The following is a 25,577-nucleotide window of genomic DNA, read 5'->3' on the forward strand; positions in this document are numbered from 1 at the left end:
AAAGCGCGCAAAGAGCGGCCGTCAGGTCACGACATTCAGGGTTCCCGTCTCGCCCGGCGCACGCTTCAGGTCGAGCCGCGCCTCGTGCCACTGACGCAGCGACGGCCGGTGACCGATCGAGACGACCGTCGCCTGCGGCAGCCGCTCCTTCAGCACACTGTAAACCGCCGCCTCGTTGGCCTCGTCGAGCGAGGCCGTAGCCTCGTCGAGGAACAGCCAGTCGGGCTTGAACACCAGCGCCCGCGCGATGGCCAGCCGCTGCTGTTCGCCGCCCGACAGGATGTTGCTCCAATGCGCTTCCTCGTCGAGACGCCCCGCAAGGTGGCCGAGCCGGGCCGCTTCCAGCGCCTGAACGACCTCGGCATCGTTGGCCGTGGAGTTTTCATCGGGATACTTCACGGCGTCGCGCAGGGTGGCGATCGGGATGTAGGGCTTCTGCGGCAGGAACAGCACGCGCGCGCCGGCCGGGATCAGCACCCGCCCCTGCCCGAACGGCCAGATGCCGGCCAGGGCTCGGAACAGCGTGCTCTTGCCCGAACCGCTCGAGCCAGAAATCAGCGTCCAGGCCCCCTTCGGCAGGGTGAGGTTCAGATCCTTCAGCAGGGTCTGCCCGTTCGGCAGCGCGAGATCGAGCCCGCTGGTGCCGACATCGGCGCGGCCGGCCTCGGGAGAGACGGTGATGTTCTCCGGCGGCTTCTCGTCGATGGCGGTCTGCAGCCCCTTCAAGCGATCCATCACCGCACGCAGCTCGGCCACGTTGGTGTAGTTGTCGATGAAGAACGACAGCGCCGTCTGCACCTGCCCGAAGGCCTGTGCCGTTTGCATGACGACGCCCAGCGTGATCGCACCGGCGAAGAAGCGCGGCGCCGTCACGATATACGGGAAGATGATCGCGAGCTGGCCGTAGCCGATCTGGTAGAAAACCAGCTGCATCTCGGTCACCAGCACGCGCCAGGCATTGTTGAAGACGTCGGTGAATTTCTCCTCGAGCACCGCGTTCTCGCGCGGCTCGCCGCGATAGAGCGCGATGCCCTCGGCATTCTCGCGCACCCGCATCAGGCCGAAGCGGAAGTTCGCCTCGTAGCGCTGCTGCAGGAAGTTGAGCGGGATCAGTCGCCGGCCGACCAGATTGGCGAGCCAGGTGCCGAGGAAGGCATAGATCAGCGCCGCCCAGACCATGTAGCCGGGGATCACCACGTCGAGGCCGATGAAGGACAGCGACATCGGTCCCGACAGCCGCCACAGGATGATCAGGAACGCCACCAGGGTGGCCACGGCGCTGATCAAGCCCAGAAGCAGGGTCATGGTGTAGAAACCGAGCAGGCGCAGATCCTCGGAGATGCGCTGGTCGGCGTTGTCGACCTTGCGCTCTAGCTCGATCCGGTAGTAGCCGCGCCCGTCGAGCCAGTGCGAGAGATAGTGGCCCGTCAACCACCGCCGCCACCTGAGGCGCAGGTAAGGGCTGACCAGCCCGCGCGCTACGCCAAAGGCGATGGCCAGCGCGGCGATCCAGCCGAAATTGACCATCTCGGTCCAGAATGCCGCCTCGTCCTTGTTCTGCAGGCTGTCGTAGAAGCGCCGGTTCCATTCGCTGAAGGCGACTGTAACCTCCACGCTCGCCAGGGTGAGCCCGATCGCGCCCACCAGCAGGGCAATGGCGATCCAGCGCTCCTCCGAGCGGAAATACGGGACGACCAGTCGCCACCAGTCGACGAAGTAGGAACTCACGCTCTTCATGCAGGAAATCCTTTCGCGCGGCACACTGCCGAGACAGCGCGACGATGACAACGGCGTCTGCGGCGGCTATAGCGCCGCACGATGGATGCCACCCCTCTCGCTTCCCGCCGCGCCGCAGTCGATGTGCTGATGGCCTGTCTCGACAAGGGCCAGCCGCTCGACGACGCGCTGGCCGGCCATCGCGGCTTCACCGCCCTCGATCCGCGCGACCGCGCCTTCGTCCGCCTGCTGCTGGCCACGACCGTGCGCCACCTGGGCGAGATCGAGGGCGTGCTGTCCGGCCTGATCACCAAGCCCCTGGAGGGCGCGAACGCGGTCGGCCGCCAGGTGCTGCGCCTGGGCGCCGCCCAGCTGATGTTCCTCGGCACGCCGCCGCACGCCGCCGTCGACACCTCGGTGCGCCTGGTCGAGGATGCTGGCCTGCATCACCTCAAGGGCCTGGTAAACGCCGTGCTGCGCCGGATCTCGCGCGACGGCGACGCCCTGCTGGTGGATCGCGACCCCGCCCGCCTCAACACGCCGCGCTGGCTGTGGGAGAGCTGGATCCACGCCTATGGCGAGGATACGACGCGCGCCATCGCGTCGGCCCACCTGCAGGAGGCGCCGCTCGACATCACCGTCCGCCGGGATGCCGATCACTGGGCCGGCCAACTCGAGGCCGAGAAGCTGCCGACGGGCACGCTGCGCCGGAAGGCCGGCGGCCACATCGCCGAGCTGCCGGGCTTTGCCGAGGGCACCTGGTGGGTGCAGGACGCCGCCGCCGCCCTCCCCGTGCGGCTGCTGGGCGCCGTCACCGACAAGCGGGTCGCCGATCTCTGTGCCGCCCCGGGCGGCAAGACGATGCAGCTCTGTGCCGCCGGCGCCCAGGTCACGGCCGTCGATATCTCGGCCCGCCGCATGACGCGCCTCGGTGAGAATCTGGCGCGCGCCGGCCTGTCGGCCAATCTCGTGACGGCCGATGCCAGCAAGTGGATGCCCGAGGAGAAGTTCGACGCCATCCTGCTCGACGCGCCCTGCTCCGGTACCGGCACCCTGCGCCGCCATCCCGACATCGCCTGGCTGAAGGACGAGGAGGACGTGGCGCGCCTGACGGTTACGCAGGACCGCCTGCTGGTGCGCGCCCTCGACATGCTGAAGCCCGGTGGAACCCTGGTCTATGCGGTATGCTCGCTGCAGGAGGACGAAGGCGTCGAGCGCATCAACGGCGTCCTCGTCCGCAACCCTCAGGTAAAGCGCGCACGCGTGATGCCGGCGGAACTGCCAGGCCTGGAAGACGCCATCACCCCACGCGGCGACGTCCGCACCTACCCCTTCATGTGGGCCGACCGCGGCGGCCTCGACGGGTTCTACATCGCCCGGCTTCAGACCTAACGTCTTTCCGAGCAAGCTGGAATTACATCACAAACCTCATGCTGAGGAGGCTGCGGAGCAGCCGTCTCGAAGCATGGGCACGAGCACCGCGTCTGCTGCCCATCCTTCGAGACGCCGCGCACGCGCGGCTCCTCAGGATGAGGTGGATATTTGATCTTTCTGGATCGAAAAAGCGCTAACACTCACACCCGTGAGCTCGGGCTGTAGAACGGCTGGTGCTTCGAGGGGTCCATGTAGTTCTCGTAGAACTTGCGGGCGTGCGGCAGCAGGGCGACCGAGAGCTTGCGACGCTCGACCTCGTCGTCGGCCAGGGCCTTGCTGAGATCGTCGTGCAGCGCCTTCAGCGCGGCGGTCCTGTCGACCTTGGTGAAGAGCCCGTCCTTGTAGATCACCTCGCCGTCGCACATCGTCATGGTGACGGCCTGCTGCTTGGCGCGCTGCACCACCGCATCGAGCGTCGGAGTCATCTCGTCGAGATAGGGATAGGCCACGCTGTCCCAGTCGATCAGCACCATGTCGGCGGCCTTGCCGACCTCCAAGGTGCCGAGGCTGTCCCCGAACGGCGTCGTCTTCGCGCCGCCGACCGTGGCCATGCGCAGCACCTGCGCCATGGTCGGCACGTCGGCCTCGACCATGCCCGGCACGCGATGGGCGCGCAGGACCAGCTTCAGCTCCTGCAGCATGTCGCGATCGTCGTTGATGCCGGCCTCGTCGAGGCCGATCGCGGTATTGATGCCCTTCTTCTCGAAGTGATTGAGCGCGGCCACGCCCGACCGAAGGCGGAAGTTGGACGAGCAGTTATGGCAGACGCAGCCCTTGGCCTCGGCAAGCCGGTCGATGTCCTTCTCGTTCAGCCACACGCCGTGCCCGAGGGTCAGCCGCTCGTTCACCATGCCGAAGCGGTCGATGTATTCCAGCGCCGTGCAGTTGCCGCGCCGCCAGGCATATTCCTTCTGGTAGGCGGTCTCGAGCAGATGCATGTGCATCGGCACATTGTACTTGGCCGAGGCCTCGCTGAGCTTGGTGAGCGCCGGGTCGGAGCACCAGTGCAGGTTGGCCGGCGCCAGCTGGATCTTCACGCGGCGCTTGTTGTGATGCTGCGAATGGAAGGACTTGAACATGTCCATCGCATCGTCGAGGCCCATCTTGAAGCGGTCGAACCAGCGCTGCATCGGCCCCTGCAGGTCCTTGGGCAGGCTGCGCACGAACTCCTCGTCGGCCTGGTAGACCAGCCGGTTCTGGTCGCGCACCGCGTAGCAGTAACTGACCCGCATGCCGACATCTTCATAGGCCTTGATGGTGTCGTTCGCGCGCTTCTCGACGTCAGGCAAAGTGCCGGGCATCCAGCCCTGGATGTGCTGCACCGTTGTAATGCCCGATCCGATCATCTCGAAGGCCGAGTAGAGCGTGTCGAGATAGAGGTCGACGTTTCGGATCACCATGCGGGTGATGAACCACAGCTCGAGCGGCATGTCGGGCGAGCCGAGCTGGACCGGCGTCAGGCCGACATGGTGATGGCCGTTGACGAAGCCCGGCAGCAGGATCTCCTTGCCGGTGCCGATCACCGGCACGGTGGGATGCTTGCGGTGCAGGTCGTCGTAGGTGCCGACCTCGACGATGACACCGTCTTCCTGCAGGACGGCGCCGTCCTTGATCTCGTTCCAGGTGAAACGGTCCTTGGTTCCCGTGATGGCGGCGCGGCTGCGGATCAGGCTGGTGGCCATATCGGCTTCTCCTTTATGTGTGACTTTGGAATCAGGCGGTGACGGCGAGCGCTTCCTGCTCGGCGAAGGCGCGGTCGACCTCGTCGCGCAGCAGGTCGGTGAGCTGGATGCGCAGATCCTCCGCCTCGCGCGAAAACAGATTGCGCGGCCGCGGCAGGTCGATCGGCACGATCGTCTTGATGCGGCCCGGCCGCGAGGTGAAGACGACGACCCGGTCGGCCAGCGCCACCGCCTCGTCGATATGATGGGTGACGAACAGCACCGAGGCACCGGAATCGCGCCACACGTCGAGCAGGAAGTCCTGCATCCGGGCGCGGGTCTGGACGTCCAGCGCCGCGAACGGCTCGTCCATCAGCAGGACCTTGGGGCGCATGGCGAGCGCCCGGGCGACGGCGACCCGCTGGCGCATGCCGCCCGACAGCTCGTCCGGCCGCTTGTCCATCGCGGCCTTCAGCCCGACCCGCTGCAGCGCCTCGGCGGCGACGCTGCGTCGCTCCTCCTTGCTCGCCCCGCGGATCGAAAGGCCGAAGCTCACGTTTTCCCACACGGTCAGCCACGGGAAGAGCGAGGTCTCCTGGAAGATCAGGCTGCGCTGCGGCGACGGCGTCTCCACGAGATCGCCGAACGACCAGAGCTGCCCCTCGGTCGCGTCCTCGAGGCCGGCGATCAGGTAGAGCAAGGTACTCTTGCCGCAGCCTGAAGGGCCGAGAAGAACCACGAACTCCCCCGGTGCGACGTCGAGGTCGATGTCGGTCAGGGCATTGTGGGCGCGCCTGGTGCCGGCCGCCCAGGTCTTGCCGACGCCGCGGCAGACCACGGCATCCTTGGACGAGAATGTCGGCGGTGCATCAAAGGCCACGCAGCTTCTCCTTGGTGTCGGGCAGCCAGTAGAGGATACGCCGCTGGGCCTGGCGCAACAGCCAGTCGAAGGCAAAGCCCAGCACGCCGATCACGGCGATGGTGAAGAAGACCAGCGACGGGTTGAAGGTATTGCGCGCGAGCATGATGACCTGGCCCATGCCGTAGCCGACGCCCGTCGACTCCGCGACCAGCACCACCATCCAGGCGCCGAACAGGTTGAGCCGCAGCACCTGCAGCATGCCGGGCAGGATCGCGGGCACGATGACGCGCGCGTAGATCTGCCGCTTCGATGCGCCCATTGTGCGGGCGACATTGATGAAATTGGGGCTGACGCCGTCGATCTGGGCGACCGTGGCCAGCACCATGTGGAAGAACAGCGCCACCACGACCATGAAGATGGCGGGTGCATTGCCGATGCCGAACAGGAAGATGGCGACAGGCAGCCAGGCGATGGGCGAGACCGGCGACAGCAGCGTGATCGTCGGCAGCACGAGCTTGTCGAAGACATGGTGGTAGCGGATGAGCACGCCCATCCCGATCGCCAGCACCGAGGCCATCGCCAGGCCGGTGAAGACGCGGGCCGTCGTGGCCCCCACCGTGATCATCACCGATTCGAAGGCCGAGGGGCCGGCATTCATCGCCTGGCCGACCTGCCAGCGCGTGGCGGTGTTGAAGAACTTGCCCTGCTCCGCGAGGTTGCCCAGGAAGATGTGCGGCGGCGGCAGCAGCTTCGGATCGGCCCAGCCGAAGAACCAGCACAGTTCCCAGAGGCCGGCGAACATGCTGATCGACAGGATGGTCCACCAGGCCTTGGTCAACCATTCGAGGTTGACCATGCCGGTGTAGAAGCGCGAGACCGCCGCCGGGCGGGATGTCCCGGCAGCGGGGCCCGACGCTTCGCTGTCGCGAGTGACGACAGCCATCAGGCGGACTTGTACTTGAGCTTGCCGTAGAGGTCGGGGTTCTCCTTGATGACCTCTTCGAGCAGCGTCCAGTCGATCGCGTCGCGGCCGGGCTTCTTCTTGATGTAGCCCATCTCCATGACGCTGTCGGTGCGCTGCAGGATGAAGTCGGTCTGGCTGCGCGCATCGACGATCGCCGGCTGCTTGCCCTGGGCGATCTTCGCGTTCTCCATCGAGGTCTTGTAGTACTTGCCGACCAGTTCCTTCAGCACGTCGTCTGTATTGGTCTCGGCGTCGAGCTGGGCCTGCATCATGCTCTTGATGATCGCCTTGAGGCCGGCGGGATTGTCCTTCATCAGGCTCGACCGCGAGGCCAGAACGCAGTCGGTATAGCCCTTGCCGTAGAGGTCGATGCCGTTGGTCAGCATGACCGCGCCCTTGACGTCGTTCACCAGCGCTGAAGCGTAAGGCTCGATCGTGCAGATCCAGTCGATGGCGCCCGCCTTGAAGGCCTCGACGGCTTCCGGCGTGTTACCCATGTAACGGACCTTCACGTCCTTGAAGGAAATGCCGTTCTTCTTCAGGTAGTCGTAGGGCATGACCTCCAGCGTATCGAGCTGGAAGGTGCCGAGCGTCTTGCCCTTGAGCTTCTCGGGCGTGTCGAGGCCTGGGCGCGCCACGATCGCGCAGCCTTCGACGCCGCCACCGGCCACGATCTTCACCGGGGCGCCAGCATCGTAGAGCGCCATGAAGCTGGTGTAGGGCATGAGGCCGAGATCGACCTGCCCCATGCCGAGGAACGTCACCATCTCGGCCGAGGTCGGCGTGTTCACGAACACGAGCTCGGTGCCGCTCGCCTTGGCGTACTGGCGCGAATGCGCGAGGAAGAGGTTGAGGTTGCAGAAGCCGGTGCCGTGGGTCGACTTGAGACCGGCCGCGGCATGAGCCTGTCCGCCCATGAGCATACCGGGACCGGCGGCCATGGTGATGGTGCTGACGGCGGCGGCGCCCTTCAGGAAGCCGCGGCGGGACGGCGCGACGGCGCCGCCGAAGTTCATCTTGGACAGATCGGGAAAATGCGTACAGCCGATGCGATCACACATGGAGAGCCTCCTCGGGCAGCGGAGAAAATTTGGATGGGGACTGCTGGCTTGGGCGAGTCTGCGACTGACAACTCCTTGTCGGTCGCCACTCGGTGCGACCGTCCTCAAAGGTGCCGGCACGCCAACCGAGAAGAATCGCGCTAGCGCGATTCTGCGCTGCCAATTTTTGAAGCAAGGGATGTGCCACAGCCGAAAATCAGCCGTGGCGGCGGACACGCGGCCGACGGCGGCGCGGCCTCAGGTCAATTCCCGGTCACGCGTGCTATTTCTTGACCAGTGCCCGATGCCGCTGGCGCTCGATGTTCCCCAGATAGAGGCCCGAGCAGATGATCACGCCGGCGCCCACCCAGGTCCAGAAATCGGGAAAGTCGCCGAACACCAGGTAACCCAGCAGGGCCGCCCCGAGCAGTTGCACGTAGTTGAAGGGCGCCACGACCGCGGCCGGCGCCTGGCTGTAGGCGATGGTCAGGAAATAGTGGCCGACACCGGCCATGATGCCCATGCCGATGAACAGCACCCAGTGCCAGCCGAAGGTCGGCGTCACCCATTCGAACGGCAGCAGCGGCAGGGCCACGGCGGTGCCCACGATCGTCGCCATGGTGGCCGAGGCATCGGGCCGCTCGGCCTGCCCGTAGCGTCGCGAGAAGAGCTGGTAGAGCGAACTCGAGATCGTGCTGCCGACGATCCACAGCGAATGCCATTCGAAATGCGCGGAGCCAGGGCGCACCACGATGAGAGCCCCGACGAAGCCGACCACGACGGCCGCCCAGCGCTTCGGCCCGACCGGCTCGCCCAGGAACTTCGACGACAGCGCCGTGACGATCAGCGGGCTGGTGAGGGAGATCGAAGCCGCCGAGGCCAACGGCATGTCGACGATGCCGTGGAAATAGAGGTACGACGACAGGAACAGCAGCAGACCGCGCACGATCTGGCTCGGGACATTGTGCCACCGGAACAGCGCCAGCCCGGCCCGGGGCAGGAAGATCGCCATCATGAAGACGAAGGCGAAGACGTAGCGGCCCCAGATCACCTCGATGACCGGATAGGTCTGACTCAGCGTCTTGGACATGGCGTTCAGGACGGAAAAGCACAGGACCGAGAAGATGATCGAGAGGATGGCCCGCAGGATCCGGTCGGTCGGCGGGGACGCGCTGGCACTCATCGGCGGCAACTTAACCTGCTGGCGCCGGCCAACAAGTGCAGGGGCGGACTAAGCGGGCGCCTGCAGCGCATGGGTCGTTTCGGATGCTGGCACGGACACCGCTGCACGTCAGGTGCGCAGTTCCTTCGTGAGTTCCTGATCGGACGGCCACAGAAGCAGCGACACGACCATCAGGATTCCGAGCCCGCCGGTGATCCCGGCGAAGCGGTCGACCCCCGGCATGATGCTGTCGGGCGGCGCCTGCCCCTGCACCATCGTGACGACGAAGACGAAGGCGAACTGGGTGCCGACATAGGGGACGCCGTGTCGGCCCATCTGGATGTGCATGCCGACCCAGACGACGCCGCCGAGCATGGCCAGCCACCAGAAGAACGATTCGACCTGCAGCGCGAGGCAGCCCAGCGCGACGATGCCGCCCAGCAGGCACCCCATGAACCGGTGGAACGACTTCTCCGCGACCAGATGGCGGGTCGTGGTGCCGCCGTCGGCGATCAGCGGCGCGGCCATCACCACGGCGATCGTGACCGCCATTTCGCCGACGTCCGGCAGGTCCGCCATCACCCACACGATCATGACCGTCACCACGGAGATGGCGGCCCGGAACCCGTGCAGGACCGACGGCCATTGCGCCCCCAGCAGGTGTCGCCAGCCCGGCGCCGTCGCCGGCGGCTCGGCATGCCACTCCTGCAGCAGCTTGGCCGTCACCATCGCGCACGAGACGCCGACCGCCACGTCCAGGGTGCGATAGCAGGCGATCTCGAACGCCTGGGTCGGATCGTTGAGGCTCATCAGCAGCACGAGACTGGAGGTGATCGCCATGAACAGCCAGGCCAGCCCGTGCGGACTCACCTGCACCGCGATGACGCCGGCCATCGTCGCGCAGCCCAGGAACAGGCACAGCGCGACCTGGTCGTAGGGCAGCCAGCGGGCCATGACGAACCCGAGGACAGCGCCCGCGATCGTGCCGCTCAGCCGCAACAGGCCACGCCGCACAGAGGCTGCACCGGTCGACATCAGGGACATGTAACCGCTGATCGCCGCCCACCACGGCGCGTCGAGCTGCATCACCAGCGCGACCGTCGTCGTGAGCATCACCGAAACCGCCGCGACGGTGCCCATGCGCGACTGCGCCGGACGGGCGCCGATATCGGCCAGTTCGCGCCAGAAGCCGGTCAGCGTCCGGTCCAGGAGCCGCGCACCTTCACGGAAATCCTCCAGGGCCCCCCTTGCGTAGTGCCCGATTCCCGAGCCGCGACTCACGGGAAGATCACGGTGCGCGCATCGGCGCCCATGTAGAGCTTGTAGCCGGGTGGCAGGTCCTCGAGCACGATCGTGACCGGGATGCGACGCTGCAGGCGGATCCAGTCCGTGGTTGGGGCGACGTACGGCAGAAGCTTGTCGACGCCGGGATTGCGGCTGAAGCCGCGGGCGACGCCGGTGATCCTGCCCTTGTGGAAGTGCCACGGCGAACTGTCGAGCCAGACCCAGGCGGTGTCGCCGATCTTGAAGTCGCGGATGTAGTACTGCTTGTAGTTGGCCATGATGCGCCAGGCGTCGGCATCGACGATGCCGACGTTCGGCACGCCGGTCGTGGCCATGTCGCCCCTGCGGAGCGTGAGATTTGTGATCGCCCCGTTGTTCGGCGCGTGCACGATGGTGCGGTCGAGGTTCCATTGCGCCGACGCCAGCTGGGCTTTCGCCAGTTCCAAGGCGGCCTGATGGGCGCCGATGTCGGTCTCCGCCTTGGCGATCGCCACGGTGGAAATCGTCATCTCGGCCTTGGACCGGCGCAGCTCGTCGTTGGCCCGGTCGAGTTCGGCGATGGGCGCGAATTCGCGCTTGGCGAGGTCGGAGAACCGGCTCTGTTCCTGGACGGCGTAGGTGTGGGCCGACGTCGAGACCTGCAGGGCCGCCTGGGCCAGAGCAAGCTCCTCCTGCGCCACCTTGAGCTGGGCGGCGGCTCGATCGATCTGCGCCTGCCACTGGTTGACCACCAGTTGGAAGGGCTCCGGATCGATCGTGTACAGCCTGTCGCCGATCTTGACGTCCTGGTTGTCGACGACGTGAACCTCAATGATCTGCCCGGTCACCTGCGGGGCCACCGCCACCAGATCGGAGCGGACGTAGGCGTCGTCGGTAAAGGCGACGAAGTAGGTGAACACCTCGTAGAGGACGAACAGCGCCAGGATGGTGCCGCCGACCGTCAGCAACCGATGCAGACGGCTGGTCTCGACGGCGGGCCTGGCGGCCGGCGCCGCGGCTGGAGGCGGTTCGGGTGTCGCAACCGGGGTCGGTTCGGGCGGCGGCGCAGGCGTCGCGACGGATTTCGGCGCGGCGGGCACGATCTCGGTCTGTCCGGGAGGGGTCACGTCGGGCGGCATCGCATCCACAACGTAACGTGCTTGGAGCTAGAAGCCCATGCCCTTGATCTTCGCCGCGAGCGCCGACACGGAGAACGGCTTGCCGAGGAAGTTCACGCCGGCATCGATGACGCCGTGATGCACGATCGCGTTGGCCGTGTATCCCGTCATGTAGAGAACCTTGAGGTCGGGCCGCCGGGCCACGGCCAGCCCTGCGAGCTGACGTCCGTTCATGCCGCCGGGCAGACCGACATCGGTGAACAGGAGCGCGATATCGCCGTGCATCTCCAGGACGCGCAGCGCCTGCTCGCCGTCGCCGGCTTCGTGCACCGTGCAGCCGCATTCGCGGCAGGCCGCCACGGCGAACTCGCGCACGACGGGATCGTCCTCGACGACCAGCACGACCGGCCCCGTCCCTGCCGCGACAGTGACCGAGGGCGCGGTCTCGGAAAGGGTTCCCGACTCGGCCTGGGTGCGCGGCAGATAGACCTTCACCGTCGAGCCGTGGCCGACCTCGCTGTAGATCTTCAGATGGCCGCCGATCTGCTTGACGTAGCCGTAGGTCATGCTGAGACCGAGCCCGGTTCCCTGGCCGCGCTCCTTGGTGGTGAAGAACGGCTCGAAGGCCCGCGCGATCGTCTGCTGGTCCATGCCGGTGCCGGTGTCGGAGACCGCGATCATCACGAACTGGCCGGGCGTGACCTCGACATTGGCTGCAGCATAGGCATCGTCGAGATGGGTATTGGCTGTCTCGATGGTGAGCGTGCCGCCGCCCGGCATCGCATCGCGGGCGTTGATCGCCAGGTTGAGGATGGCCGCCTCGAGCTGGGCCGGATCGGCACTGGCGCGCCACAGGCCGCCGCCCAGGACCGTCTCGATCTGGACGGTCTCGCCGAGGGTTCGCCGCAGCAGCTCCGACATGCCGGTGACCAGCCGGTTGGCATCGACCGCCTCGATCTGCAGCGGCTGCTGGCGCGCGAAAGCCAGCATGCGCTGGGTGAGCGTGGCGGCCCGCGAGACGCCGGTCCGGGCGAGGTCGAGGAAGCGCACGACATCGGGCGTCGGCTGCGGCACACGCCGCCCGACCATCTCGATCGCGCCGCCGATGCCCGTGAGCAGATTGTTGAAATCGTGGGCGATGCCGGCCGTGAGCTGTCCCACCGCAGTCATCTTCTGCGACTGGCGCAGGCCCTCTTCGACGGTCGCGCGCCGGATCTGCTCTTCGCGCAGCCGCTCCAGCGTCTCGGCCTGGCCCGCGGCCCGGCGCGAGGCGAGCAGCGCCAAGGCGAACAGGGCCAGCGTTGCCGGCAGCCCGAACAGGAGATGCGCCGACATGCGGCGGATCCAGGCGTCGCGGACGGCGTCGCTGGCGACGCCCACCGCTACATACACGGGCAGGTCGGGGAGCTTGCGGTAGACCACCGTGCGCGCGATTCCGTCGATGGTGGCTTGCGGCGTGGTGTAGGTGCCGGACTCGGGGTTTGCGGCGATCGCCTGCATGAATGCCGAGCCGCGCTCGAATCTGGTTGGTCCCGTCGACGCCGGGTAGCGCGCCAGCAGTTCGCCGTCGGCGCGCACGAGGGACGTCGTGTAATTGTCCACCCCGGACGCCTGCTCGAAGAGCCGGCCGAAGTAGGATGGCGGTATCGTCACGAGGACGACACCGTCGAAACCGCCGTCCGGGCGCAGCCGCTGCTCGCTGTACTGGAAAATGTCGAGGTTCTTGATGCGGCTGCGATACGTCTCGCTGACGTAGCGCTGCTGCCGCTCGTCGCGATGCGCCATGAAATACGGCCGGTCAGCCGCCGTGACGTTGGCCGGTATCGGATGGACGTTGGCGGCGACCAGCGGGCGGCCTTCCCTGTCGAGGATGAAGACGTCCTCGACCTGCGGCAGGCTCTGGACGAGGTGCTTCAGCTGCTGATGAAGCCTGGCCTCGTGCTGACGGATCTCATCGTCGTTCAGATCGTCGACGAGGCTGACCACGTTGCTGACGATGAGCTGCTGGGTCTCGAAGGTGGCGCGGGACCCGACATAGAGCAGATCGAGGGTCCGGTTCAGCCGCTCCTCGAATTGCCGCTGGGTCTCGCCGTAGGCCAGCCAGCTTGCTCCGATGAACAACACGGCAGGCACGATGAGGGTCGCGGCCAGGAGAACGAAGGACGCGTCTGCCGCCGTCGTGCCGCGAAGCGTCCAGGTCTCGAATTTCAGGAGCCGCCGCACGTGCGCCTAGGCGTCTTTGCGGATCAGCGAGACCACGAAATTGGAAAGCTCCGACGCGCTGTAGGGCTTCGGGAACGAATGCATGCTGATGCCGGCCGGCAGCGTGCTCGGAGCGGACGCGCCCGAGCAGCGGATGATCGGAAGGCCCGGACGGTGCCGCACCGCCGCCTCGATCACCTTCTCGCCCGACATGTCGGGAAGACCGATATCGACGATGACGGCACCGAGCGGCGTGTCACTCTGCAGGACGTCGAGCGCCTCGCGTCCGGTCGCGGCTTCGATGCACTCGATGCCGACGTCGCTCAACGCGTCCACCAGGACGGCGCGAATCAGGAACTCGTCTTCAGCCAGCAACACACTCGACATACGGGAGCCCTATTCGGCCGCCTTGGACGCGGCGGGTTTCGGCTTGAACGGAAGAATGCTTGTGGCGCGCGCCGCGGGCAACGGCAAGGGCGGGGTTTCCACACCCAGCGCCCGCGCCGCGTTCCACGCCCAGCGCGGATCGATCAGGAACGGGCGGGCATGCGCCGTGCAGTCGGCCTCGCCCGCCGCGATGATCTTCTCCGCCTGCTCCGGCTCGGTGATCAATCCGACGGCCCAGGTCTTGATCCCCGCTTCCTTGCGGATGCGGGCCGAGAACGGCACCTGGTAGCCCGGCCCGACCGAGAGCTTCTGGCCCGGCGCGTTGCCGCCCGAGCTGACATCGACGAAGTCGCAGCCGAGCGCCTTGAATTGCCGCGCCGTCTCGATCGAGTCCTCGATGGTGATGCCGCCCTCGACCCATTCGATGGCCGACAGCCGCACGCCCAGCGCCTTCTCGGCCGGCCAGATCCTGCGTACGGCTTCGAACACTTCGAGCGGGAAGCGGCGGCGCTTCTCGGCGGTGCCGCCATATTCGTCGCTGCGATGATTGCTGACCGGCGACAGGAACTGGTTGAGCAAGTAACCATGCGCGCCGTGCAGTTCGACGACGTCGAAACCCAGCCGCAGGCTGCGCTCGGCGGCATCGACGAAGGCTTGCTTCACGCGCCTGAGCCCGACCGCGTCGAGCGCCACCGGCGTGTGCCACTTCTTCGCCGGATCGTAGGCCAGCGCCGACGGACCATAGGTCGTCCAGGGAAGATCCGGTGCATCGGCCTGCGTCAGCGGCCCGCCGCCCTTCCACGGACGCTGCGCCGAGGCCTTGCGGCCGGCATGGGCCAGCTGCACGCCGAGCTTCACGCCCGGCATCCAGCCGCGGACCCAGTCGATCACCGGCTTCAGCGCGGCCTCGTTCTCGTCGCTGTAGAGGCCGAGGCAGCCTTGCGTGATGCGACCCTCGCGTTCGACATGGGTGGCTTCGAGGCAGAGCAGGCCGGCGCCCGACATGGCGAGCATGCCGTAATGGACCTGGTGCCAGGGCTGGGCGCTGCCGTCGACGGCCGAGTACTGGCACATCGGCGAGACGACGATACGGTTGGGCAGCGTCACGCCGCCGAGCTCGACGGGGGTGAAGAGTTGGGCGGTCATGCAAATCCTCGGAAGGTCAGCCGTTGATCGAAGGTCCGGCCTCGTGGCCCAGCCACTCCTCGATCAGGCGGCGGGCGATCGAATCGCGACGCGGCATGAAGAAGGAACCGTCCTTCGGAAGATTCTCGGTGCGCAATTCCTCGCGGCTCATCCAGCGGGCGCTTTCGAGCTCTGATTCGTTGACGCTGAATTCCATCGACTCGGCCTCGGCATGGAAGCCGATCATCACCGATGCCGGGAAAGGCCAGGGCTGGGACGAGCGATAGATCACGTCCTTCACCTTGACCTTCACTTCCTCGTAGACCTCGCGGGCGACCGCATCCTCGAAGCTCTCGCCGGGCTCGACGAAGCCCGCCAGGGTCGAGTGCATGCCGCGCGGGAAATGCTTGCCGCGGCCCAGCAGGCACTTGTCGCCGTAGTGGACCAGCATGATCACCGCGGGATCGGTGCGCGGGAAGGTCTCGGTCTTGCAGTTCTCGTTGGTGCACATGCGCACATGCCCGCCGCGCGTCACCTTGGTGGTGGCGCCGCAGACGCCGCAATAGCGATGGCGGCGGTGCCAGTAGGTCATGCCGCGCGCATAGGCGAGGATCGAACCCTCGCGCGCGAACAGCAGCGGGCCGACCTGGCGCAGGTCGACGAACTCGCCCAGGTCCTTCAGCGGTACGTCCTTGCCGGTGACGTCGACGGCAAAGTATGGCGTGCCCTCGACATAGCCGAGGAAGATCTGGACGTCGCTCGAATTGGCGACGGCGCGGCCCATCATGCCCTGCAGGAACACGGCTTCGGGATTGCCCCCGGTCTTCACCAGGTTTTTCTCCGTGTCGATCGGCACGAAGCGGGCGGCCCCCGAAGAGGCCAGTTCGATCATCCGTTCATCGTTCTCGCGCTCATGGCTGGCACGGTCGATTTCGGCGCTGGAATAGGGATTTCTTGGATTTCTCATAGGCCGCGGACCGTGCCACAGGGCCGCCCGCGCCGCAATTGGATCACACGAGCGCGCGCTCGAGGACCTGCGCCACGTGTATCGCCTGTCGGTCGGCCCCGTCGGCGATCTGGTGCCGACAGGAGGTGCCGTCGGCCACGACCAGCGTCTCGGCGTCCGCCTTGCGCACCGCCGGCAGCAAGGACAGCTCGGCCATGGCGATCGAGGTCTCGTAGTGCTCCGCCTCATAGCCGAAGCTGCCGGCCATGCCGCAGCAGCTCGACTCGATGGGCGTCACCGCGAGATCGGGCACGAGCGAGAGCACTTCCTGCACCGCGCTCATCGCGCCGAAAGCCTTCTGGTGGCAGTGGCCGTGGAGCAGCGCCTTCTTCTCCGCCAGCGGCCGGAGCGCCAGGTCGAGACGTCCCGCCTTCTTCTCGCGCGCGAGGAATTCCTCGAACAGCATCGCGTGGGCCGCGACCTGCTCGGCCTCCTCCCCGAAGCCGAGCGCCAGGAATTCATCGCGCAGGGTGAACAGGCAGGACGGTTCGAGGCCGATGATCGGCACGCCCTTCTGCGCAAACGGCCGGAGCGCGTTCAGCGTCCGCATCGCCTCGCCCCTCGCCCGCTCGACCTGGCCGGTCGCCAGATAGGTACGGCCGCAGCAGAGAGCCGGCGCGCCGAGGGTCGGCCAGGCGACGGCGACGCGATGGCCGGCGGCGGTCAGCACCCGGCGGGCGGCGTGCAGGATCTCGGGCTCGAAATTGTTCGAGAAGGTGTCGGCAAAGATCACCACCGTGGCGTCGTTGTCGTCGACTTCGGTGGTGGAGAGGAAGGTGTCGCCGCGCCACTGCGGCAGGCGACGCTGCTTGGCGAAGCCGAGATAGGACTGCACGAACCAGGCCGCGTTGAACAGCCAGGGCAGGCGACGAGCCCACGGCGCTAGCGACGGGGTGGCGCCGATCAGCCGGTCGCGCCAGCTGAGGCCCTTGGCCATGCGGCGCGCCGCCTTCACCTCGATCTTCATGCGCGCCATGTCGACGCCGGTCGGGCAATCCCGCTTGCAGCCCTTGCAGCTCACGCAAAGGTCCATCGCCGCGGCGACCGCATCGGAGCGCAAGCCCTCCGATCCGAGCTGGCCTGACAGGGCCAGGCGCAGCGTGTTGGCCCGGCCGCGCGTCAGGTGCTTCTCGTCGCGCGTCACGCGGAAGGACGGGCACATGGTGCCGGCGTCGAACTTCCGGCAATGGCCGTTGTTGTTGCACATCTCCGCGGCCTTCGCGAAGCCGCCGGCGAGATCGCCGCCGGTCCCGGGCGCGGTCGAGATCTCGGTGACCGGATCGGTCTGGACGTTCCACGCCGACCAATCGAGCACCGGCTCGTACTTGAGCGACTCGTATCCCGGCTTGAAGCGGAACAGCGAGCGGTCGTCCATGCGCGAGGGCCGCACGATCTTGCCGGGGTTCAGGATGTTCTCTGGATCGAACAGGTCCTTGACCGTCTCGAACGCCTTGGTGAGCCGCGGCCCGAACTGCCAGGCCACCCATTCCGAGCGCACCAGCCCGTCGCCATGCTCGCCCGAGAAGGCGCCCTTGTATTCGCGCACCAGGGCCGAGGCCTCCTCGGCGATCGCACGCATTTTCTCCGCGCCGTCGCGGCGCATGTCGAGGATCGGCCGCACGTGCAGCGTGCCGACCGAGGCGTGGGCGTACCAGGTGCCGCGCGTGCCGTGCTTGCCGAACACGTCGGTCAGGCGCTGGGTGTAATCCGCGAGATGTTCGAGCGGGACGGCGCAGTCCTCGATGAACGAGACCGGCTTACCGTCGCCCTTCATCGACATCATGATGTTGAGGCCGGCCTTGCGGACTTCCCACAGCTCCGACTGCGGCTTGGGCTCCGGCATCTCCACGACGCTGCCGGGCATGCCGAGATCGCCCATCAGCTCGACGAGGCGCGCCAGGTCGCGCAGCTGGTCCGCGCGCTCCTCGCCCGCGAATTCGACCAGCAGGATGGCCTCGGGCTGGCCGATCAGCGCCCGCTCGATCACCGGCCGGAAGGCCGGATTGGCGCGCGCCAGCTCGATCATCGTGCGGTCGACCAGCTCCACGGCGGCCGGCTTCAGCTTCACGATGTGCTGGGCGCTGTCCATCGCCTTGTAGAAGCTGGGGAAATTCACGACGCCCAGCGTCTTGTGCTTGGGCAGCGGCGCCAGGTTGAGCGTGAGCCGCTCCGTCACCGCCAGCGTGCCCTCGCTGCCCACCAGCAGGTGCGCGAGGTTCACCGAATTGTCGGTCGTGTAGGGCCGCTCCGACTGCGGGAAGAAGATATCGAGATTGTAGCCGCCGACCCGCCGCAGCACGTGCGGATACATGCGCTCGATCTCGGCGCGTTCGGCGAAGGCCAGCTCCGCCACCTTGTCGGCGATGGCGCGCACGCCGGCAGGCATGTCCTCCGGCCGCGTCGAGCCGAAACGGGCCCGCTGGCCGTTGGCCAGCAGCGCGTCGATCGAGGCCACGTTGTGCACCATGTTGCCGTAGCGGATCGAGCGCGAGCCGCAGGAATTGTTGCCGGCCATGCCGCCCAGCGTGCATTGCGCCGAGGTCGAGACATCGACCGGGTACCACAGACCGTGCGGCTTCAGCCAGGCGTTGAGATGGTCGAGCACGATGCCGGGCTGGACCGTCACCTGCCGCTTGGCCTTGTCGAAGCCCACCACCTCGCGCAGGTACTTCGAACAATCGATGACCAGCGCCTCGCCCACCGTCTGACCGCACTGCGACGTGCCGGCGCCGCGCGGCAGGATCGCGGCCTTGGCGTCGCGCGCCACGTCGACCGCGAGCGCCAGGTCGGCCTCGTCGCGCGGGATCACGACGCCCACCGGCTCGACCTGGTAGATCGACGCATCGGTCGAATAGCGCCCGCGCGACGCCCTGTCGAACAGGACCTCGCCCTTGAGGCTGCGCCGCAGATTTTGTTCGAGACTGGCCATGGCTACCGACGTCTAAAATTGCCCTCTCCGCCCGCGCCATGCGCGGGGGGAGAGGGAGGGGACCCACGCGTCCGCGTGGGGAGGGAGAGGTGGGTCATGGCGATCGAAGTAGCCTGTCGATCTCCGCCCAGACACCCTCGGAATTCGCCACCATCTCGTTCGCCCAAAACCGCACGACCCGCCAGCCAAGCTGTTCCATCGCCGCGGTCCGACGCGCGTCCGCTTCGACCTGAAACGCGTGATGCTCGCCGTCTATTTCGACAACCAGTTTCTTCGCCACGCAGGCGAAATCCGCAAAATATGGACCGATCGGATGCTGGCGCCTGAACTTCACGCCGCCCATTCTCTTGGCGCGTAATAACTCCCAGCAAACTTGCTCCGCTCGGCTCTTGTCCCGTCGGAGTTCTCGCGATCTCGTCGTGCGTCGCTCCGGCATATGACCCACCTCTCCCTCCCCACGCTTCGCGTGGGTCCCCTCCCTCTCCCCCCGCGTAGGACGCGGGCGGAGAGGGCGTAATGAGGAGCATTGAGATCATGAGAGAGGCGTTCTCCATCCTCAGTCGAGCTTGACGCCGGCCGCATTCACGACCTTCTGCCACTTCTCGATTTCGGCGCGGATACGCTTGGCGAAGTCGGCCGAGGACTCCCCGCCGACCTGCGCCAGCTGCTCCTTCCAGATCGCCTGGAGCTTGGGGTTGCCCAATGCCTTGACGATCTCGGCGTACATGCGCTCGACGATCGGCTTCGGCGTGCCCTTGATGGCCCACAGGCCGTACCAGGTCGACACGATCCAGGCCGGCACGCCGATCTCGGCCGCGGTCGGCATGTCGGGGAATTCCGGGACGCGCTTCTCGGTGGCGACGGCGAGGCCCAGGAGCTTGCCCGCCTTGATCTGCTGCGCCGAGGTGCCCATGCCGTCGAACATCATGTCGGCATTGCCGGCCAGCAGGTCCTGCATCGCCGGGCCCGCGCCGCGATAGGGCACGTGGACGATCTCGGTCTTGGTCTCGAGCTTGAACAGCTCGCCCGCCAGATGATGCGCCGTGCCGGCGCCGGCCGACGCGTAATTCACCTTGTTCGGGTTGGCCTTCAGGTAGGCGATGAATTCCTGCGCGGTCTTGACCGGGATCTTGTTCGGATTGATCGAGATGACCTGCGGCACCAGCGCGATCATGGTGATCGGCTCGAAGTTCTTCTCGAGGTCGTAGTCGAGGTTCTTGTAGACCGACGGGGCGATCGTGTGATGGATCGCGCCCACGAAGAAGGTCTGACCGTCGGGCTTCATCTTGGCCGCCTGCGAAGCGCCGACCGTGCCGCCCGCGCCGCCCTTGTTGTCGATCAGGATCTGCACGCCGAGCTGCTCGCCCACCTGGGCCGCCAGCGGACGGGCGAACACGTCGGTGCCGCCGCCGGCCGGGAACGGATTGACCCAGGTGATCGGCCCGTTGGGCCAGCCCTGCTGGGCGCGGGCCACGGCCGGAGCGGCGAGGGTGGCGGCAAGGCCGAGCTTGAGGGCCCGGCGGCGCGACGTCGTGGAAATCGTCGTCATGGTTTTTTTCCTCCCTGAAGGTTCTTGTCGTCCTTGTTTTCCATGGAATCGAGCACGGCCTGCTGCTTGGCGCGCAGGTGCCCGATGAGCAGGTCACGTAGCGCAGCGCCATCCCGTGCGGCAAGCGCCTCGATCATCGCGCGATGTTCGGCGACCGCCTGATCCCATTTGGCAGGGTTGAGGTTGGAACGGAACCGCAGGGCATGCAGCCTTGCGTTGAGCGTGCGGTAGGTCTGCTCCAGCACCGCGTTGCCCGCGAGGGCATTCAGCCGGTCATGGATCAGGCGATTGATCCTGTAATAGGTCGGCAGGTCGCGGGCGGCATGGGCCGCCTCCATTTCCGCCTGAAGCGCCCGCAAATCGGCAATGTCGGCGTCGGTGACCCGGGCCACCGCCAGTTCGCCCGCCAGCCCCTCCAGCGCGCCCATCACCTCGAAGGCGCCGCGCACGTCGGCGGGCGACAGGGCCACCACCTGGGCGCCCCGGTTGGGCAGCTGCACGAGCAGGCCGTCGGCCGCCAGCATGCGGAAGGCCTCGCGCAGCGGCGTCCGCGAGACCCCCAGCCGCTCGCTGAGCTCGCGCTCGTTCAGCTTGGCGCCGGGCGCCAGCTCGCCTTCGATGATGAGGGCGCGCAGCCGCTCGGCCGCCGCCTCGGGCAGCGTCGAACGGGCAATCGGGAGGGTCGAACCATCCATCTCTGGACTCACTCTGGCATATTGTATACAAAATGCAACAGCCAAGCCGAGAGGAACACCCGATGCGCCTGAACTCACACCCCGCCGGACGCCATTTCCTGCAAATTCCCGGGCCGACCAATGTGCCGGACCGCATTCTTCGTGCGATGGATTATCCGACGATCGATCACCGGGGCCCCGAGTTCAACGCGCTGGCCAAGAAGGTCCTCCGCTCCGTCCGCCAGGTTTTCCAGACAAAACAACCGGTTATCGTCTTTCCCGCATCCGGAACCGGAGCCTGGGAAGCCGCCCTCGTGAACACCCTGTCGCCCGGCGATCTGGTGCTGATGTGGGAAACCGGCCACTTCGCCTCGCTCTGGAAGAAGATGGCCGACAAGCTTGGAATCAAATCTGAATTCATGGGCGGCGACTGGCGCAAGCCGGCCGATCCGGCGGCCATCGAGAAGCGCCTGAAGGAAGACACCGGGCACGCCATCAAGGCGGTCTGCATCGTCCACAACGAGACCTCGACCGGCGTGGTGAGCGATATCTCCGCCGTCCGGCAGGCGATCGACGCCGCCAAGCACCCCGCGCTGCTGCTGGTCGACACGATCTCGTCGCTGGGCTCGATCGACTATCGCCATGACGCCTGGGGCGTCGACGTGACGGTGGCGGGCTCGCAGAAGGGCCTGATGCTGCCGCCCGGCCTCTCCTTCAACGCCCTGAGCGAGAAGGCGATCGAGGCCTCGAAGGCCTCGAAGATGCTGAAGGCCTTCTGGGCCTGGGACGAGATGCTGACGGCCAACGCCAACGGCTGGTTCCCCTACACGCCCGCCACCAACCTGCTCTACGGCCTCAACGAGGCCTGCGACATGCTGCTGGAGGAAGGGCTCGACGCGGTATTCGCACGCCACGCCCGCCACGCCGAGGCGACGCGCACCGCCGTCACCGCCTGGGGCCTCGAAATCCTGTGCAGCGACCCCAAGGCCTATTCGGGTTCGCTAACGGCGATCGTCATGCCCGAAGGCCACGACGCCGACGCCTTCCGCAAGGTCGCGCTGGAGAACTTCAACATGTCGCTGGGCCAGGGCCTCACCAAGGTCGCGGGCAAGGTCTTCCGCATCGGCCATCTCGGCGACTTCAACGACCTGATGCTGATGGGCACCCTGTCCGGCGTCGAGATGGCGCTGGGCCTCGCCAAGGTGCCGCACAAGGCCGGCGGCGCGCAGGCCGCCCTCACCTACCTGCGCGACACCGCGCCGGGCGCGCGGAATGGCTGATCTGGGGCCTGACAAGATGCGCCTCTACGTCACGCCGGCCTCGCCCTGGGTCCGGCGTGTCCGGGTGTGCATCGAGGAGCTCGGGATCTCGGACCGCTTCGACTATGTCCAGACGAAGTGGCCGCATGCCTGGGGCACGCGGACCGTGGAGATGCAAGCCGACTTCGTGGCCGCGACGCCGGTCATGCGCATCCCCGCGTTGGTCGCCGGCGACCTCACGCTGACCGACTCCCATTCGATCCTCGACTATCTCGACGGCACGTTGGGCAACCATCGCCTGCTGGCGCCCGACGGCCCCGAACGGTGGCGTGCACTCGAGATCAATGCGCTGGCCTGCGCCATCCTCGAAGCGCAGATCATGCGCCGCGCCGAACTGCTGCGCACGGGTGCCGACCGCTCCGACGACTTCATCGCCAAGATGCGCGACCGCGGCCTGCGCTGCTTCGCGGCGCTGGAGAAGAAGGTACTGTCGTTCGGCGACGCATTCGATCTGGCGCGGATCACGACGGCGGTCGCCTGCGGTTACGACGAATGGCGCTACGGGCCGGGCTGGCGCGAGACCGCCCCGGCTCTCGCCGCCTGGTACGACACCGCCGCGCAACGCCCCTCGATGAAGGCGACCGAGCCGGCCGAGACGCCGCAGCGATAGATCCCGTCGAAGGCCGCCGCGGTCAGTGGGGCTCGATCGTTCTCTTGCGCTCGCTGCGCGGCGGTGGCGGCGGCAATGTCGCCAGCGTGTTCAGCAGGATGGGCCGCGTATCGGCCGGATCGATGACGTCGTCGTAGCCGAAGCGTCCGGCGACCTCGAGCGCGGTGTTGTAGCGCTTGAGCTCGTCGGTGCGCTCCCGATGCCGTGCCGCGCGCCCCTCGGCATCCTCGATCCCTTCCAGTTCCTTGCGATAGATGATGCTGGCCGCGCCTTCGAGGCCCATGCCGCCGAACTCGGCGGTCGGCCAGGCAAGCAGGATCGCGGGGTCGAGCGGGCGCGAGCCCATGATGTAGTAGCCCAGCCCATAAGCTTTGCGCAGCACCACCGTCATGATTGGCATCGTCGAATTGGCGAGTGCGGCCAGCAGCCGGGCGCTGCGCCGGACGAGGCCGGTCTTCTCGATGTCAGGTCCCACCATCAGGCCGGGCGTGTCGCACAGAACCAGCAGCGGCAGGTCGAAGGCATCGCAGAGCTGGACGAAGCGCGCGGCCTTCTCGCAGGCCGGCCCGTCCATCGCGCCGGCCAGGAACATCGGCTGGTTGGCGATCACGCCGACCGGCCGGCCGCCCAGCCGCGCCAGAGTGGTCACCATTGCGCGACCGTAACCTCCGCGCAGCTCCATCACGCTGTCGATATCGGCAATGCCGCGTATGACCCTGCGCACATCGTAGGCCCGGCGTGGATTATCCGGCACGAGGGTGCGCAAGGCCGCCGGATCGGGCGCCTCGCCCGGCGGCAGCGGCGGCCCGAAATACGAGAGGTATCGTTTGGCGGCCTCGACCGCCTCCGCCTCGTCGTCGACCAGCAGGTCGACAGCGCCTGCCGCATAATGGACCTCCGGCGGGCCGATCTCCTCGGGCTTCAGCTTGATGCCCAGCGCCGCCTCGACGAGCGGCGGTCCCGCCATGCCCATGGCGCTGTCACGCGTCGCGATCAGCAGGTCCGACATGCCGGCCAGGTTCGCGTGCCCGGCGAAGGCCCGCCCCGGCACGATGGCGATCGTCGGCACGAGCCCCGACAAGCGCGCGAACAGCACGAAGGTATGGGCCGCCCCGCGCCCCTCGACCTTCATGTCGTGCGGCCGGGCTCCCCCGCCGTCGAGCCAGCAGATCACCGGCAGCCGGTTCTGCAGGGCGTGGCCGAACATCCGGCTGATCTTGGCGTGGTTGTTGGCGCTCTGCGTGCCGGCATAGACGCTGTAGTCGTAGAACACGATGTCGACCGCGCGGCCCTCGACCCGCGCCGTGCCCATCACCAACCCGTCCGCGGCGCCCTGCATGTCGGCGAGAGCCGGCCGCACCAGGCCGCCATATTCGACGAACGAGCCGGCATCGGTGAGAGCGGCAATGCCCTCGCGTGCGGTCCATCTTCCGCGCTTCTTCTGCCGCGCGACGGCATCCGGTCGCGCGGCGTCCTCGAGGGCCGCCCGCGCGTCGCGCACCTGCTCGATGCTGACGCGCAGCATGTCCCGCTTTTCCGCGTCGGCCATCACTCGGCCTTGATGTTCGCGGCGCGGATCACCTCGCGATAGCTGCGCCGGTTCTCGTCCATGGTCTTCTTCAGCTCAGCCGAATCGGCGAAGGCCGGCACCATGCCGTTGTCGAGCAGCTTCTGGCTGACCGTCGGATCGTTGACGGCCGCCTGGATAGCCTTCTCCCAGCGCTTGACGACCGCGTCCGGCAGGCCCGTCGGACCGCACAGGCCGAACCAGGCATAGGTTTCGAAGCCCGGCACCACCTCGGCAATCATCGGCGCGTCGGGAAAGAAGCGCTTGCCGAGCGGATCGCCGAGTCCCAACAGGCGCAGCTGTCCAGAGCGGATGTGGCTGATCACGTCCCCGAGATTCGTAATGGAGAAGCTCGTGCGGCCGGCAAGCAGATCCTGCAGGGCCGCCTGCGAGCCCCTGTACGGCACGTGAACCATCTGGGCCCCGATCTTCTGGCCGAGAAGTTCCGTCGACAGGTGCTGGACCGACCCAATGCCGGGCGTGGCGTAGCTCACTTTGCCCGGATTGGCGCGGGCGTCGGCCACCAGATCCTGGATCGAGCGATAGGGACTGTCCTTGCCAACGACGAGGCCGAAGGTCGATCGCAGGAGCTGCCCGATGCCGATCAAATCGGTCGCCGGATTGATCGGCAGCTGCGCGCCGGGCAATTCGGTCACGATCGTCATGTTGCCCGTGGTGCAGAAGAGCACGTTGCTGCCATCGGTCGGGCCACGGGCCGCCGCCTCCGCGGCGATCATGCCGTTGGCGCCTGTACGGTTCTCGACCACGACGCGCTGTCCGAGCTCCCTCGATGCCACGTCGGCCAGCAGCCGCGCCGCCAGATCGCCCGATCCGCCCGCGGCAAATCCATAGAGCATCCGGATCGGACGATCCGAGAGGGCCGGCTGTTGCGCCGTGGCCGTCTGGAGCGTGAGGGCGGCGAGCGCCGCCCCCAATATCGGCAGCGCTAAGGCACGCATTCTCTTGACCATGGGCTTCCTCCTTTATTG

Annotated in this window: 21 protein-coding genes; 3 read left to right on the plus strand and 18 right to left on the minus strand. The window is 67.1% G+C overall.

Features of this window, described 5'->3' with window-relative positions; translation table 11 throughout:
* Positions 1–21 precede the first annotated feature (21 nt).
* Positions 22–1,737: an ABC transporter ATP-binding protein/permease gene (locus ACP15H_RS13155; RefSeq protein WP_425066631.1), complete on the minus strand. Its 1,716-nt coding sequence runs from the start codon at positions 1,735–1,737 to the stop codon at positions 22–24.
* A gap of 81 nt (positions 1,738–1,818) precedes the next feature.
* Here ACP15H_RS13155 and ACP15H_RS13160 point away from each other — a divergent pair, with 81 nt between their 5' ends.
* A complete protein-coding gene (locus ACP15H_RS13160) occupies positions 1,819–3,108 on the plus strand; it encodes an RsmB/NOP family class I SAM-dependent RNA methyltransferase (protein ID WP_425066632.1) in 1,290 nt (429 codons plus the stop codon).
* 182 nt (positions 3,109–3,290) lie between these two features.
* On the opposite strand, the gene ACP15H_RS13165 is transcribed toward ACP15H_RS13160, so the two are convergent.
* The 15 genes from ACP15H_RS13165 to ACP15H_RS13235 all read right to left on the minus strand — a co-directional run bounded on the left by ACP15H_RS13165 (position 3,291) and on the right by ACP15H_RS13235 (position 21,113).
* The gene (locus ACP15H_RS13165; RefSeq protein ID WP_425066633.1) at positions 3,291–4,832 is read right to left on the minus strand and encodes an amidohydrolase family protein; all 1,542 of its coding nucleotides are present in this window, start codon (positions 4,830–4,832) and stop codon (positions 3,291–3,293) included.
* A 31-nt stretch (positions 4,833–4,863) separates the two neighbouring features.
* Positions 4,864–5,691, minus strand: coding sequence for an ABC transporter ATP-binding protein (locus tag ACP15H_RS13170; protein ID WP_425066634.1), 828 nt, complete (start codon positions 5,689–5,691; stop codon positions 4,864–4,866).
* Positions 5,681–6,616: an ABC transporter permease gene (locus ACP15H_RS13175; RefSeq protein WP_425066635.1), complete on the minus strand. Its 936-nt coding sequence runs from the start codon at positions 6,614–6,616 to the stop codon at positions 5,681–5,683. Before ACP15H_RS13175 ends, ACP15H_RS13170 begins: the two co-directional genes overlap by 11 nt.
* Positions 6,616–7,698, minus strand: a complete 1,083-nt coding sequence (locus ACP15H_RS13180; RefSeq protein ID WP_425066636.1) for an ABC transporter substrate-binding protein — start codon at positions 7,696–7,698, stop codon at positions 6,616–6,618. The genes ACP15H_RS13175 and ACP15H_RS13180 overlap by 1 nt, the downstream gene beginning before the upstream one ends.
* A 262-nt stretch (positions 7,699–7,960) precedes the next feature.
* Positions 7,961–8,860, minus strand: coding sequence for a DMT family transporter (locus ACP15H_RS13185; RefSeq protein WP_425066637.1), 900 nt, complete (start codon positions 8,858–8,860; stop codon positions 7,961–7,963).
* Between the two features lie 108 nt (positions 8,861–8,968).
* Positions 8,969–10,120, minus strand: a complete 1,152-nt coding sequence (locus ACP15H_RS13190) for an FUSC family protein (protein WP_425066638.1) — start codon at positions 10,118–10,120, stop codon at positions 8,969–8,971.
* Complete coding sequence (locus ACP15H_RS13195; RefSeq protein WP_425066639.1) at positions 10,117–11,229, minus strand: HlyD family secretion protein; 1,113 nt, start codon at positions 11,227–11,229, stop codon at positions 10,117–10,119. Before ACP15H_RS13195 ends, ACP15H_RS13190 begins: the two co-directional genes overlap by 4 nt.
* Positions 11,230–11,268: 39 nt before the next feature.
* Positions 11,269–13,443, minus strand: a complete 2,175-nt coding sequence (locus ACP15H_RS13200) for an ATP-binding protein (protein ID WP_425066640.1) — start codon at positions 13,441–13,443, stop codon at positions 11,269–11,271.
* Positions 13,444–13,449: 6 nt separating this feature from the next.
* Positions 13,450–13,809, minus strand: coding sequence for a response regulator (locus ACP15H_RS13205; protein WP_425066641.1), 360 nt, complete (start codon positions 13,807–13,809; stop codon positions 13,450–13,452).
* Positions 13,810–13,818: 9 nt separating this feature from the next.
* Complete coding sequence (locus tag ACP15H_RS13210) at positions 13,819–14,955, minus strand: NADH:flavin oxidoreductase/NADH oxidase (RefSeq protein ID WP_425066642.1); 1,137 nt, start codon at positions 14,953–14,955, stop codon at positions 13,819–13,821.
* 16 nt (positions 14,956–14,971) lie between these two features.
* Positions 14,972–15,901 carry an NAD(+) diphosphatase gene (gene nudC, locus ACP15H_RS13215; protein WP_425066643.1) on the minus strand — a complete coding sequence of 310 codons (930 nt, stop codon included), beginning with the start codon at positions 15,899–15,901 and terminating at the stop codon, positions 14,972–14,974.
* 43 nt (positions 15,902–15,944) lie between these two features.
* The gene (locus tag ACP15H_RS13220) at positions 15,945–18,869 is read right to left on the minus strand and encodes an FAD-binding and (Fe-S)-binding domain-containing protein (protein ID WP_425066644.1); all 2,925 of its coding nucleotides are present in this window, start codon (positions 18,867–18,869) and stop codon (positions 15,945–15,947) included.
* A gap of 94 nt (positions 18,870–18,963) precedes the next feature.
* Positions 18,964–19,305, minus strand: coding sequence for an endonuclease domain-containing protein (locus ACP15H_RS13225; RefSeq protein ID WP_425066645.1), 342 nt, complete (start codon positions 19,303–19,305; stop codon positions 18,964–18,966).
* Positions 19,306–19,425: 120 nt separating this feature from the next.
* Positions 19,426–20,418: a Bug family tripartite tricarboxylate transporter substrate binding protein gene (locus ACP15H_RS13230; RefSeq protein WP_425066646.1), complete on the minus strand. Its 993-nt coding sequence runs from the start codon at positions 20,416–20,418 to the stop codon at positions 19,426–19,428.
* Positions 20,415–21,113 carry a GntR family transcriptional regulator gene (locus tag ACP15H_RS13235; protein ID WP_425066647.1) on the minus strand — a complete coding sequence of 233 codons (699 nt, stop codon included), beginning with the start codon at positions 21,111–21,113 and terminating at the stop codon, positions 20,415–20,417. Before ACP15H_RS13235 ends, ACP15H_RS13230 begins: the two co-directional genes overlap by 4 nt.
* Before the next feature lie 62 nt (positions 21,114–21,175).
* Between ACP15H_RS13235 and ACP15H_RS13240 the strand changes: the two genes are divergently transcribed.
* Together ACP15H_RS13240 and ACP15H_RS13245 are read left to right on the plus strand one after the other, a co-directional pair.
* Entirely contained in the window at positions 21,176–22,372 is a 1,197-nt protein-coding gene (locus tag ACP15H_RS13240; protein ID WP_425066648.1) for a pyridoxal-phosphate-dependent aminotransferase family protein, read from the plus strand.
* A complete protein-coding gene (locus ACP15H_RS13245) occupies positions 22,365–23,021 on the plus strand; it encodes a glutathione S-transferase family protein (protein WP_425066649.1) in 657 nt (218 codons plus the stop codon). Before ACP15H_RS13240 ends, ACP15H_RS13245 begins: the two co-directional genes overlap by 8 nt.
* A 22-nt stretch (positions 23,022–23,043) precedes the next feature.
* On the opposite strand, the gene ACP15H_RS13250 is transcribed toward ACP15H_RS13245, so the two are convergent.
* Positions 23,044–24,570 (minus strand): acyl-CoA carboxylase subunit beta, encoded by a 1,527-nt coding sequence (locus ACP15H_RS13250; RefSeq protein ID WP_425066650.1) that lies wholly within the window; start codon positions 24,568–24,570, stop codon positions 23,044–23,046.
* A complete protein-coding gene (locus tag ACP15H_RS13255; RefSeq protein WP_425066651.1) occupies positions 24,570–25,559 on the minus strand; it encodes a Bug family tripartite tricarboxylate transporter substrate binding protein in 990 nt (329 codons plus the stop codon). Before ACP15H_RS13255 ends, ACP15H_RS13250 begins: the two co-directional genes overlap by 1 nt.
* Between the last annotated feature and the right edge of the window lie 18 nt (positions 25,560–25,577).

The organism is Reyranella sp., from assembly GCF_965249915.1.
Classification (GTDB): Bacteria; Pseudomonadota; Alphaproteobacteria; order Reyranellales; family Reyranellaceae; genus Reyranella.